An 11,163-nucleotide genomic window follows, 5' to 3' on the forward strand; every position below is an offset into this window, starting at 1 on the left:
GTGCCCCTCGCCCGTACCCCTAGAACTTGTTGCGCGGCGTGATGCCCAGGGACATGCCCGACAGGCCGCGGGCGCGGCCGCCCAGCTTGCCGGCGATCGTCCGCAGGGCGGCGCCCGCCGGGGAGTCCGGGTCCGCCAGCACGACCGGCTTGCCGTTGTCGCCGCCCTCGCGCAGCCGCACGTCGATCGGGATCTGGCCGAGCACCGGCACCGTGGCGCCCGTGGTCTTCGTCAGGCCGTCCGCGACCAGCTGGCCGCCGCCCGTGCCGAACACGTCCACCATCTCGTCGCAGTGCGGGCAGGGCAGGCCCGACATGTTCTCGACGACGCCCACGATCTTCTGGTGCGTCTGCACCGCGATCGAGCCGGCCCGCTCCGCGACCTCGGCCGCCGCCTGCTGCGGGGTGGTGACGACGAGGATCTCGGCGTTCGGGACGAGCTGGGCCACCGAGATGGCGATGTCGCCCGTGCCCGGCGGGAGGTCCAGCAGCAGCACGTCCAGGTCGCCCCAGAACACGTCGGCCAGGAACTGCTGGAGTGCCCGGTGCAGCATCGGGCCGCGCCACACCACCGGGGCGTTGCCCGGGGTGAACATGCCGATGGAGATGACCTTCACGCCGTTCGCGGACGGCGGCATGATCATGTTCTCGACCTGGGTGGGCTTGCCCTCGACACCCAGCATCCGCGGCACGCTGTGGCCGTAGATGTCCGCGTCGACCACGCCGACCTTCAGACCGTCGGCCGCCATCGCCGCGGCCAGGTTGACCGTGACGGAGGACTTGCCCACGCCGCCCTTGCCGGAGGCGACCGCGTAGACGCGGGTCAGCGAGCCCGGCTTGGCGAAGGGCACCTCGCGCTCGGCGGTGCCGCCGCGCAGGGTGGCGGCGAGCTCCTTGCGCTGCTCGTCGCTCATCACGTCCAGGGCGACGGAGACCGAGGTGACGCCGGCGACCTTCGCGACGGCGTCGGTGACGTTCTTGGTGATGGTCTCGCGCATGGGGCAGCCCGACACCGTCAGGTAGACCGTGACGGCGACCGCGCCGCCGTCGCCGATCTCCACCGATTTGACCATGCCGAGTTCGGTGATCGGCCGGTGGATCTCGGGGTCGTTGACCGTCGCCAGCGCGTCCAGGATCGCGTCCTGCTCCGGCACGGCGGCGGAGGGTGTCTCGGTAGCCATGCCCCGATGGTACGGCTCGGTAGCAGGGCTCCGGTAAGCCGATCAGCGGTCGCCTTCGTCACTTTCGCCGGAGAACAGCCGCCGTTCGTCCATCTCCTTGATCAGGTCCTGGAACTCCGAACGGATCCAGTCGCGCGTGGCGACCTCGCCCAGGCCCATCCGCAGCGCCGCGATCTCCCGGGTCAGGTACTCGGTGTCCGCGATCGACCGCTCGTTCTGCTTGCGGTCCTGCTCGTGGGTGACCCGGTCCCGGTCGTCCTGCCGGTTCTGCGCGAGCAGGATCAGCGGGGCCGCGTACGAGGCCTGGAGGGACAGCATCAGCGTCAGGAAGATGAAGGGGTACTGGTCGAAGCGCAGGTGGTCCGGGGCGAAGACGTTCCACAGCACCCACACCACGATGACCAGGGTCATCCAGACGATGAACCGGCCCGTGCCCAGGAACCGCGCGACCCGCTCCGACAGCCGCCCGAAGGCCTCCGGGTCGTACTCCGGCAGCAGCTTGCGCCGGTCCTGGCGCGGCTGGTCCAGCCGCACCCGCGAACGCGTCAGCGCACTGGCCCCCGACGGCGTGCCGGCGCGCGCCCGCTCGGAGGAACGTTCCGCCGAGCGCTCGCCACGCAGCCGGGCCGCCTCCTCCAGCCGCTCCGAGAGCCCCTCGCGGGCCTGCTCGCGCCGCTCCCGGCGGCGTTCGCGCGCCCCGTCGCCGCGTCCGCGCTCAGTGGCCATGCACGGCCTCCTCGGAGTGGAAGTCCGTCTCCCGCCAGTCGTCGGGCAGCAGGTGGTCCAGGACGTCGTCGACCGTCACCGCACCCAGCAGCGAGCCGCTCTCGTCCACGACGGGCGCCGCGACCATGTTGTACGCGGCCAGGTAGCTCGTCACGACGGGCAGCGAGGCGTCCGGGGGCAGCGGCGGCAGGTCCGTGTCCACGATCGAGCTGACCAGCGTGAACGGGGGGTCCCGCAGCAGCCGCTGGAAGTGCACCGTCCCCAGGTATTTGCCCGTCGGCGTCTCGTCCGGCGGCCGGCACACGTACACCTGCGCCGCCAGCGCCGGCGACAGGTCCGACTGGCGCACGCGGGCCAGCGCGTCGGCCACGGTCGCGTCGGGCCGCAGCACGATCGGCTCGGTGGTCATCAGACCGCCCGCGGTGTTCTCCTCGTACGACAGCAGGCGCCGCACGTCGGCCGCGTCGTCCGGCTGCATCAGCGTCAGCAGCCGCTCCTTGTCGTCCTCCGGCAGTTCCGAGAGCAGGTCGGCCGCGTCGTCCGGGTCCATCGCCTCCAGGACGTCGGCGGCGCGCTCCTCCTTCAGCTTGCCGAGGATCTCCACCTGCTCGTCCTCGGGCAGCTCCTCCAGGACGTCCGCGAGCCGGTCGTCGTCGAGGGCGTTGGCCACCTCGGCGCGCCGCTTGGGCGTCAGGTGGTGCAGCACGTTGGCGACGTCGGCCGGGCGCATCTGCTCGAAGGTGGCGACCAGGTTCTCCGCGCCCTGGCCCTCCTCCTCCAGGGAGAAGCCGGTCACCGCCGACCACTCCACCGTCAGGGTCTCGCCGCGGCGGCGCAGCGCGCCCCCCTTGCCCTTGCGGACGAAGATCCGGTCGATCTCCCAGTCACGGCGGGCCGGCAGCTGCTGGATGGCCACGTCCAGGACGGTGACCTCCTCGGAGGTGGCCACCAGCGTCACCCGGCGGTCCAGCAGCTCGCCGATGATCAGCCGCTCGGTCGGACGCTGTTCGAACCGCCGCATGTTGACGACGCCGGTGGTGATGACCTGACCGGACTCCACGCCCGTCACCCGGGTCATCGGCAGGAAGATGCGGCGCCGGCTGACCACCTCGACCACCAGGCCCAGCAGCCGGGGCGGCCGCCCGCCCACGCGCAGCATCGCCACCAGGTCGCGGACCCGGCCCACCTGGTCGCCGTTGGGGTCGAAGACGGGCACGCCCGAGAGGTGCGAGACGAAGATCCGCGGGGCGCCTGCACCCATCCGAGCGCCTCCTAGAGCGTCGATCACCAGTCCTGCCGTGCCTCAGGCTAGCCCCTGCCGGGGGAAAGCGTCCTGGTGGGGCGGTCCGGCCGGGGGTCCGGAGGGGCCGGTCGCGGGGGCGGGTACGCTGCCTGCTGCTCCCCCTGGGACACCGGCCGGGAGCCGCCCCCAGCCCACCAGCGACGAGAGGCACCCGACGTGACCGCCTACCCCTCCGCCGTTCGGCTGCGCCGGGCCGCCGTCATCGGCGCCCTGTGCGCGGGCATCGCCGTCACCCAGGCGGGCTGCGCGGAGAAGACGGACCCCGACAAGGGCACGAACGGGGTAGGCAAGCAGACCCCGGAGAACATCGAGAGCCAGGCCAAGGCCGCCGCCGGCGCGGCGAACTCGGTCCACCTCTCCGGAACCCTGGTCAGCGGCGGCAAGACCTTCACCCTCGACATGCGCCTCAAGGGGGACGGCGGCTCCGGCGAGGTGAAGTCCCAGTCGGACACCTTCCAGCTGCTGCGCGTCGGCGAGCAGCTGTACCTCAAGGCCAGCGCGGCCTTCTGGGGAAAGTCGGACTCGGCCGGCAAGCTCGGCGACAAGTACGTGAAGGTCCCCGAGAGCGACCCCGCCTACAAGCAGTTCCGCGGGTTCACCGACATGCACGTCCTGCTCGACGGGCTCCTCGGCCTCCAGGGCAAGCTCACCAAGGGCGGCTACACCACCGTCGGCCACACCCGGGCGGTGCCGCTCGCGGCTGACGCGGGCAAGGGCGGCAAGCTGACCGTGTCCCTGGAGGGGACACCGTACCCGCTGCTGATGGAGCGCGCGGGCGGCGCCGGCCGGGTGGAGCTGACCGAGTGGGGCAAGACCTTCCCGCTGGAGGCGCCGGCGCAGGACCAGACCGTGGACTACGGCTCCCAGCTGCCGACCACCAAGGACGGCGCGGGTACGGGCACGGGCACCGGGGCCTCCCCGGCCCCGTCCAAGAGCGGGGGATCCGGCGGTGCGTCCGGCAGCGGCGGTACGGCCGGCAGCGGCGGCGCCGGCTCCTCCGGGCAGGGGTCGAACCCGACCGGCGGCTGAGCGCCGGGGCCGCCCCCCGCGGCTTCCTGCGCTACTTCTTCTTCCGCTTCAGCAGCAGCTTCGGCAGTCCCGCCGGGACCGGCCTGCGGGTGGTCGCGGGGGAGTCCAGCGGCGCCGCGGCCAGCGAGCCCTCGGGCAGCCGGTCGGCCACCGCGACCGGCTCCAGCCGCAGCAGCCGGCACTCCCGGGCCCAGCGCTGCGTCATCCCCTCCGAGTCGGGCGCGTTCAGCCGCTTGCCCTTGAGCTCGGCGACGGCGGCCTCCCACGCCCCGGAGCCGGGCGCGAGCTCCCGTACGGCCGCGGTCCAGGCCACCAGCCGGCCGCCCTTGTCCTTGCTGCGTACGGTCACCTCGGCGGCCGCGCCGTCGGACAGCCCGGGGAACGGCTGCTCGCCGGGCCCGTCGCCGAGCACGTGCGCGGCGCCGTCCACCCAGGCGTGCCACAGGGCCCGGTCGGCGCCCGCACCGCGGACCCAGATCAGGCCGGACTTCTTGGAGGCCTCCTCGACGAGGGCCAGGTCGAGTGCGCTGAGAGTCATGCGCACAGCGTAGGACGTGCGCTGCCGGGCGCTACCGCTGGCTCCTACAGCCAGCCGTTGCGCCGCAGCGCCCGGTGGATGGCGAAGCAGCTGCCGACGATCGCGGCCATCACCATCGGATAGCCGTAGCGCCAGTGCAGCTCCGGCATGTGGTCGAAGTTCATGCCGTACACCCCGCAGATCATCGTGGGGACGGCGATGATCGCCGCCCAGGAGGTGATCTTGCGCATGTCCTCGTTCTGGGCGACGGAGGCCTGCGCCAGGTTCGCCTGGAGGATGGAGTTCAGCAGCTCGTCGAAACCGATGACCTGCTCGTGCACCCGGGCGAGGTGGTCGGCGACGTCGCGGAAGTACTTCTGGATGTCCGGGTCCACCAGCCGCATGGGCCGCTCGCTCAGCAGCTCCATCGGCCGCAGCAGCGGCGAGACCGCCCGCTTGAACTCCAGCACCTCCCGCTTGAGCTGGTAGATGCGGCCCGCGTCGCCGCCCCGGGCGACGCCCTTGGCGGGAGCGGCGAAGACCGCGCTCTCCACCTCGTCGATGTCGTCCTGCACGGCCGCGGCCACCGCGATGTAGCCGTCCACCACGTGGTCGGCGATCGAGTGCAGCACCGCCGACGGGCCCCGGGTGAGGAGCTGGGGGTCGTCCTGGAGGCGGTGGCGCAGGGTCCGCAGCGAGCCCTGGCCGCCGTGCCGGACCGTGATCACGAAGTCCGGGCCGGTGAAGCACATCACCTCGCCGGTCTCCACCACCTCGCTGGTGGCGGTCAGTTCGGCGTGCTCCACGTAGTGGATCGTCTTGAAGACCGTGAAGAGGGTCTCGTCGTAGCGCTCCAGCTTCGGCCGCTGGTGGGCGTGGACCGCGTCCTCCACGGCGAGGGGGTGGAGGCCGAACGTGGCGGCGATCCCCGCGAACTCGGCCTCGGTGGGCTCGTGCAGACCGATCCAGGCGAACCCGCCGTCCTCCCGGACCCGGCGCAGCGCCTCACGCGGCGTCAGGCAGTCGCCCTGCGCCCGCCGGCCGTCGCGGTAGACGGCGCAGTCGACGACCGCGCTGCTCGCGGAGGGGTCGCGGGTGGTGTCGTAGCCGGGCTGTACGGGGGTGGACTTGCGCAGTGCCGGACGGACGGCGGCACGGAGGTAGGGCAGCATCGACATGGCAGGCTCCTTCTCGCGCACGGCTGCGGACCGCACGGGTGGGAGGCCCTCCGGCGGCGCACGGACGGGCACGCGCGGACGGAGGGAGACAGGACGGAGGACAAAGTTCTGCCGTCGCTCTTCTGCTGATCAGAAGATCAAAGGGGGCTGGAGCCGCCCTGGAAAGTGGCCGAAGAGCGATTGGTACTGCACGATCGACTTCGATCCATCGCAGCCCCACCTCCTCCGGCCGGTCCCCCGTGGGGGACGTCCTGTCGCCGGAGCCCTGAATCGTGCTTCTGCACGCGGCCCCGACCGGCTGTCAACACTATCAGCCGACAGATGGTCAAACGCCTGTCTTTACCCGGCGGATAGGAGTTCTATGCTCGCTCCATGGCAGAAATTCCGGCCCTCGTCGAAGCCCGGCTGCGCAGCGCGCTCGGCGAACCCGACGCCCGCGCCGCCGTCACCTTCCTGGGCACCGACCGCATCGAGGTCCTCCGCTTCGCCGAGGGCGACCTCGTCCGGTACGCGACCCTCGGCATGTCCGCGCACCCCATGACCGACCCGACCGCCGTGGTCGCCGACCCGGTGCGCGGACCGCGCGCCGAGCTGGTGCTGACCGTACGGGCGGGGCTCGCGCCCACCGACAAGGTGCTGCGGCCCCTCGCGGTCCTGGCGGCCTCGCCGATGGTCGAGGGACTGGTCGTGGCCCCCGGCGCCTCCCTGGACGTGGGCGAACCGCTGTGGGAGGGTGCGCCGTTCACCTCGGTGCTGGTCGCCGAGCCGGGCGGCCTGGTCGAGGACCTCGAACTGGACGAGCCGATGGACCCGGTCCGCTTCCTCCCCCTTCTCCCCATGACGGCGAACGAGGCCGCCTGGAAGCGGGTGCACGGCGCGGCCGCCCTCCAGGAGCGCTGGCTCGCGCGCGGGACCGATCTGCGGGACCCTCTGCGTACGGCCGTCGCACTGGACTGAGCGCGGTGCCTGCCGGGCGCGGGTGCCATCCGGACGGGTGATCGCGTCTTGACGGGGCGCCGGGCGGGGAGGAGCGTGCTTCCTATGAGGGGCGAACCGAGTTGCCCGAAGTGTGGTGGCCGGGTGCGCGCGCCCGGTCTTTTCTCCGACTCCTGGCAGTGCGCCGTGCACGGCCCCGTCCACCCGCTCCAGCCCGTCATCCCGCCCAGCGTGGAGGGCCTGGGCGTGGTGGTGAGCCGGTCGAAGGTGCCGGTGTGGATGCCGTGGCCGCTGCCGGTGGGATGGCTGTTCACCGGGGTGGCGTCCGCCGGTGACGACCGGACGGGCGGCCGGGCCACGGTCGTGGCCTGCACCGGCCCCGGCCCGCTGGGCGGCCTGGGCGAGCTGCTGCTGGTCGCCGAGGAACTCGGCGTGGGCCTCGGCGCCCGCTTCGCGGGCATCGACGGCCCCGACCCCGGCCCGAACCTCGACGTGTCGGGCCCCCCGCACGCCAAGGTCGTCACCGACGGCCGCCCGACACCCCTGTGGCACGTCAAGGGGGTCCCGGAGGACCGCGCCGTGTTCGCGGGCGAGGCCCGCGGCCTGTGGCTGTGGGCCATCGTCTGGCCGGAACAGTCGGGCCTGCTCATGTACGACGAACTCGTCCTGGCCGACCTCCGCGACGCGGGCGCGGAGGTGGAACTGGTCCCGTGCGGCGCGCTGAGCCCACGGATCCTGGGGCCGTGAGCCCCCCGGCCCTGCGGGGGCCGGCACACGGGTACCCTGGAGTGTCTCCCCCAGCTGCCGCTGGGAGGTGCCCCCACCTCGTCCGTCTGAACCCTGGAGTGCGGCTGTGCGCATCGACCTGCACGCCCACTCCACGGCTTCCGACGGTACCGACACCCCCGCCGAGCTGGTGCGCAATGCCGCCGCGGCCGGGCTGGACGTGGTCGCGCTGACCGACCACGACACCGTCGGGGGGTACGCCGAGGCCGTCGCGGCGCTGCCGCAGGGCCTCACGCTGGTCACCGGGGCCGAGTTGTCCTGCCGGCTCGACGGGGTCGGGCTACACATGCTCGCCTACCTCTTCGACCCGCAGGAGCCCGGGCTCGCCGCCGAGCGGGAGCTCGTGCGGGACGACCGCACCCCCAGGGCCCAGGCCATGATCGGCAAGCTCCAGGAGCTCGGCGTCGGCGTGACCTGGGAGCAGGTGGCCCGGATCGCCGGGAACGGCTCCGTGGGGCGGCCGCACATCGCGACCGCCATGGTCGAGCTGGGCGTCGTCCCCACCGTCTCCGACGCCTTCACCGCGCAGTGGCTCGCCGACGGCGGCCGCGCCTACGCCGAGAAGCACGAGCTCGACCCCTTCGACGCCATCCGCCTGGTCAAGGCGGCCGGCGGGGTCACCGTCTTCGCGCACCCCGCCGCCGTCAAGCGCGGCGCCTGCGTGCCCGAGGAGGCGATAGCCGCCCTGGCGTCAGCGGGTCTGGACGGCATCGAGGTGGACCACATGGACCACGACGCCGACACCCGCGCGCGCCTGCGCGGCCTGGCCGGGGACCTCGGTCTGCTGACCACCGGTTCCAGCGACTACCACGGCAGCCGCAAGACCTGCCGTCTCGGGGAGTACACCACCGACCCCGAGATCTACGGCGAGATCACGCGCCGGGCGACGGGGGCCTTCCCCGTGCCGGGCGCCGGCGGAGACGCCCGCGCCTGACCGCCGCCGGCCGCTGCTGACGCACGCGGTCGCCGGGCCCACGCGCGCCCTTCCCCCTCGCCCTTTTTCGTAACACCCCTCTATGCAAGGCATCACTGTGTTCGACTTCGCCGTCTTCGGATCCCTTTTTCTCACGCTTTTTGTGATTATGGACCCGCCGGGCATCACTCCGATCTTCCTCGCGCTGACCTCCGGCCGCCCGGCCAAGGTGCAGCGCCGCATGGCCTGGCAGGCCGTCTGCGTCGCCTTCGGCGTCATCGCGACCTTCGGCATCTGCGGTCAGCAGATCCTCGACTACCTGCACGTCTCCGTTCCGGCGCTGATGATCGCCGGCGGTCTGCTGCTCCTGCTGATCGCGCTCGACCTGCTCACCGGCAAGACCGACGAGCCCAAGCAGACCAAGGACGTCAACGTCGCCCTCGTCCCGCTGGGCATGCCGCTGCTGGCCGGCCCCGGTGCGATCGTCTCCGTCATCCTGGCCGTGCAGAAGGCCGACGGGTTCGGCGCGCAGCTCTCGGTGTGGACGGCCATCGCCGCGATGCACGTGGTGCTGTGGCTGACGATGCGGTACTCCCTCGTCATCATCCGGGTCATCAAGGACGGCGGCGTCGTCCTGGTGACCCGCCTGGCCGGCATGATGCTTTCCGCCATCGCCGTCCAGCAGATCATCAACGGCGTCCTCCAGGTCATCCACGGAGCCTGACCCGCCCGGACCGCCCCGCGCATACGAACGCCCCCGTACCGAAGAGAACGGTACGGGGGCGTTTCGGAAGCATCAGGAGGACGCACTCTCGGCCGGTCGGATCAGGATGCGCTGGCCGATGGCGGCCGCCTGCTGCACGATCCGGTTGACGGAGGCCGCGTCCACGACGGTGCTGTCCACGGCGTTTCCGTCGACGTCGTCCAGGCGCAGAATCTCGAAGCGCACGGCTTCTCCCTTCGTCGGTGTTCTCCTTGCACAGGGGTCAACCAGGCGCCCTTCAGAAACATTCCCTACGCTAAGGAAATTTTTTCCTTAGCTAACTACTAAGCGGTCGAAGATCGCCAGAAGGTCGCTAGAGAAGCGGCCGTGACCTGCGGATTCTCCGCGTTCGGGGAGTGTTCGGCGTCCTCGACCACCACGCGGGACGCGCCCAGCCGGACGGCCATCTCGTCCATCAGCGGCACTGGCCAGGCGTAGTCGACCACCCCCGACAGCACCAGCTTCGGCAAGCCCACCGCCGCCAGCTCCTCCACCCGGTCCGGCTCCGAGACCAGGATCCGGCCGGTGGAGATCAGCTGCTCCGGGACGGTGGCCAGCCAGCGCCCGCGCAGGAACGCGGCCAGTTCCGGGGCGTCGGGGACGGCGTCGGCGGGGTCGTGGGCCCGCATGGCCTCCCAGACGGCCGCCATGTCCTCCCGCATCGCCTCCAGCGCCGCCACCAGCAGCTTCGTACGGGCCTGCTGCTCCTCCGCGATCGCGGCGGGCCCGCTGCTCATCAGGGTGAGCGAGGCGAAGGGGGAGGCGTCGCGCAGCACCGCCGCGCGTGAGATCAGCCCGCCGAGGGAGTGGCCCACCAGGTGCAGCGGGCCGGCGTCCGCCAGTGCCGCGGCCTGGGCCAGCAGGTCGAGGGCCAGCTCGTGGAGCTCGTACGCGGACTCCTCGCGCGGGCCGGGGCTCTCGTACTGTCCGCGCCCGTCGACGGCGACCACCCGGAAGCCGGCGGCGGCGAGCGGCTCCAGCAGGGCGATGAAGTCCTCCTTGCTGCCCGTGAACCCGGGGACCAGCAGGGCGGTGCCGTGTACGGGCTCGCCCGCCTCGTGCACGGCGAACGCGCCGCGCGGCGTGGTCAGGCGGGACGCGCGGGCGGCGGGGGGCAGGGTGAGGCGCGGCGGCTTGCTCATGGCCCGAGGTTACCGGCCCGTAGGCCCGGGTACGAGGACGGCCCCGGCCCCCTGGGAAGGGGACCGGGGCCGGGTGCTCACGCGGCGGTGCCTACCGGAAGCGGCGGGTCGTGCGGACCGGCTCGCTCGGCGGGGCGATCTGGAACTGGGGCTCGGAGGCCGGGGCGGCCACCTTGCGGGTCCGGCGGCGGGGCGCGACGGGCGCCTCGTCGATGACCACGTCCGGGATCGGGGTCGGCACGGCCTTGCGGGTCGGAACCCGGCGCGGCCGGACCGCGGCCGGAGCCTCGGCGGCCGGAGCGGCGGCCGCGGGGGCCTCCGCCACCGGGGCCTCCGCGACGGCGGCCTTGCGGGTCCGGGTGCGCTTCGGCTTCCCCTCGGCCACGACGGCCGGGGCCTCGGCCGCGGGGACCTCGGCGGCCGGAGCCTCGGCGGCCGGAGCCTCGACGATCGGAGCCTCGGCGGCCGGAGCGGCCGCCTTGCGGGTCCGGGTGCGGCGCGGCTTGACCACCACCGCCTCCTCGACCACGACAGCGGCCTCGGCCACGGGGACCTCGACGGCCGGGGTCCCGGCGACCGCGACCGCGGCCTCGACGGCGGGGGCCTCGGCCCCGTTCACCGCGGCGACGGCCGCGGCCGTCAGCCGGGTGCGGCGGCGGCGCGGGCGGCGCGGCTCGTCGCCGGCCGGGG

General features: G+C 73.0%; 12 protein-coding genes and 1 pseudogene. 5 read left to right on the forward strand and 8 right to left on the reverse strand.

All coding sequences use genetic code 11. The features are described from left to right. Positions 1 to 19 precede the first annotated feature (19 nt). Genes WDV06_RS24950 through WDV06_RS24960 form a run of 3 tightly spaced genes read right to left on the reverse strand, consistent with a single transcriptional unit; the run spans position 20 to position 3,167 of the window. The gene (locus tag WDV06_RS24950; protein WP_395512008.1) at positions 20 to 1,180 is read right to left on the reverse strand and encodes an Mrp/NBP35 family ATP-binding protein; all 1,161 of its coding nucleotides are present in this window, start codon (positions 1,178 to 1,180) and stop codon (positions 20 to 22) included. Between the two features lie 42 nt (positions 1,181 to 1,222). Next, entirely contained in the window at positions 1,223 to 1,906 is a 684-nt protein-coding gene (locus tag WDV06_RS24955) for a DUF1003 domain-containing protein (RefSeq protein WP_395512009.1), read from the reverse strand. Then, entirely contained in the window at positions 1,896 to 3,167 is a 1,272-nt protein-coding gene (locus tag WDV06_RS24960; protein ID WP_395512010.1) for a magnesium transporter MgtE N-terminal domain-containing protein, read from the reverse strand. The genes WDV06_RS24955 and WDV06_RS24960 overlap by 11 nt, the downstream gene beginning before the upstream one ends. A gap of 198 nt (positions 3,168 to 3,365) precedes the next feature. Here WDV06_RS24960 and WDV06_RS24965 point away from each other — a divergent pair, with 198 nt between their 5' ends. Continuing rightward, positions 3,366 to 4,238, forward strand: a complete 873-nt coding sequence (locus WDV06_RS24965) for a hypothetical protein (RefSeq protein WP_395512011.1) — start codon at positions 3,366 to 3,368, stop codon at positions 4,236 to 4,238. A 31-nt stretch (positions 4,239 to 4,269) separates the two neighbouring features. On the opposite strand, the gene WDV06_RS24970 is transcribed toward WDV06_RS24965, so the two are convergent. Next, positions 4,270 to 4,776, reverse strand: a complete 507-nt coding sequence (locus tag WDV06_RS24970) for a hypothetical protein (RefSeq protein ID WP_395512012.1) — start codon at positions 4,774 to 4,776, stop codon at positions 4,270 to 4,272. A gap of 44 nt (positions 4,777 to 4,820) precedes the next feature. After that, positions 4,821 to 5,933: a magnesium and cobalt transport protein CorA gene (locus tag WDV06_RS24975; protein ID WP_395512013.1), complete on the reverse strand. Its 1,113-nt coding sequence runs from the start codon at positions 5,931 to 5,933 to the stop codon at positions 4,821 to 4,823. A 372-nt stretch (positions 5,934 to 6,305) separates the two neighbouring features. Here WDV06_RS24975 and WDV06_RS24980 point away from each other — a divergent pair, with 372 nt between their 5' ends. The 4 genes from WDV06_RS24980 (at position 6,306) to WDV06_RS24995 (ending at position 9,292) form a co-directional block, all read left to right on the forward strand. Continuing rightward, complete coding sequence (locus WDV06_RS24980; protein WP_395512014.1) at positions 6,306 to 6,890, forward strand: suppressor of fused domain protein; 585 nt, start codon at positions 6,306 to 6,308, stop codon at positions 6,888 to 6,890. A gap of 84 nt (positions 6,891 to 6,974) precedes the next feature. Next, the gene (locus tag WDV06_RS24985; RefSeq protein ID WP_395512015.1) at positions 6,975 to 7,616 is read left to right on the forward strand and encodes a DUF6758 family protein; all 642 of its coding nucleotides are present in this window, start codon (positions 6,975 to 6,977) and stop codon (positions 7,614 to 7,616) included. A gap of 106 nt (positions 7,617 to 7,722) precedes the next feature. Continuing rightward, positions 7,723 to 8,589, forward strand: a complete 867-nt coding sequence (locus WDV06_RS24990) for a PHP domain-containing protein (protein WP_395512016.1) — start codon at positions 7,723 to 7,725, stop codon at positions 8,587 to 8,589. 97 nt (positions 8,590 to 8,686) lie between these two features. Then, entirely contained in the window at positions 8,687 to 9,292 is a 606-nt protein-coding gene (locus WDV06_RS24995; RefSeq protein WP_395512022.1) for a MarC family protein, read from the forward strand. Positions 9,293 to 9,364: 72 nt separating this feature from the next. Here WDV06_RS24995 and WDV06_RS25000 read toward each other — a convergent pair whose 3' ends face one another. The 3 genes and pseudogenes from WDV06_RS25000 to WDV06_RS25010 form a co-directional block, all read right to left on the reverse strand. Continuing rightward, the gene (locus WDV06_RS25000; RefSeq protein ID WP_395512017.1) at positions 9,365 to 9,517 is read right to left on the reverse strand and encodes a hypothetical protein; all 153 of its coding nucleotides are present in this window, start codon (positions 9,515 to 9,517) and stop codon (positions 9,365 to 9,367) included. A gap of 98 nt (positions 9,518 to 9,615) precedes the next feature. Then, the gene (locus tag WDV06_RS25005; RefSeq protein WP_395512018.1) at positions 9,616 to 10,473 is read right to left on the reverse strand and encodes an alpha/beta fold hydrolase; all 858 of its coding nucleotides are present in this window, start codon (positions 10,471 to 10,473) and stop codon (positions 9,616 to 9,618) included. A 91-nt stretch (positions 10,474 to 10,564) separates the two neighbouring features. Then, positions 10,565 to 11,163: pseudogene (locus WDV06_RS25010) on the reverse strand (DEAD/DEAH box helicase); the annotation flags it as partial.

Source organism: Streptomyces racemochromogenes (assembly GCF_044129415.1).
Lineage (GTDB): Bacteria > Actinomycetota > Actinomycetes > Streptomycetales > Streptomycetaceae > Streptomyces > Streptomyces racemochromogenes_A.

What these genes read in the sequence shown, in the direction of transcription:
- WDV06_RS24950 (WP_395512008.1), bottom strand. Translation starts at nt 1,180, where the DNA reads ATGGCTACCGAGACACCCTCCGCCGCCGTGCCGGAGCAGGACGCGATC.
- WDV06_RS24955 (WP_395512009.1), bottom strand. Translation starts at nt 1,906, where the DNA reads ATGGCCACTGAGCGCGGACGCGGCGACGGGGCGCGCGAACGCCGCCGG.
- WDV06_RS24960 (WP_395512010.1), bottom strand. Translation starts at nt 3,167, where the DNA reads ATGGGTGCAGGCGCCCCGCGGATCTTCGTCTCGCACCTCTCGGGCGTG.
- WDV06_RS24970 (WP_395512012.1), bottom strand. Translation starts at nt 4,776, where the DNA reads ATGACTCTCAGCGCACTCGACCTGGCCCTCGTCGAGGAGGCCTCCAAG.
- WDV06_RS24975 (WP_395512013.1), bottom strand. Translation starts at nt 5,933, where the DNA reads ATGTCGATGCTGCCCTACCTCCGTGCCGCCGTCCGTCCGGCACTGCGC.
- WDV06_RS24980 (WP_395512014.1), top strand. Translation starts at nt 6,306, where the DNA reads ATGGCAGAAATTCCGGCCCTCGTCGAAGCCCGGCTGCGCAGCGCGCTC.
- WDV06_RS24985 (WP_395512015.1), top strand. Translation starts at nt 6,975, where the DNA reads ATGAGGGGCGAACCGAGTTGCCCGAAGTGTGGTGGCCGGGTGCGCGCG.
- WDV06_RS25005 (WP_395512018.1), bottom strand. Translation starts at nt 10,473, where the DNA reads ATGAGCAAGCCGCCGCGCCTCACCCTGCCCCCCGCCGCCCGCGCGTCC.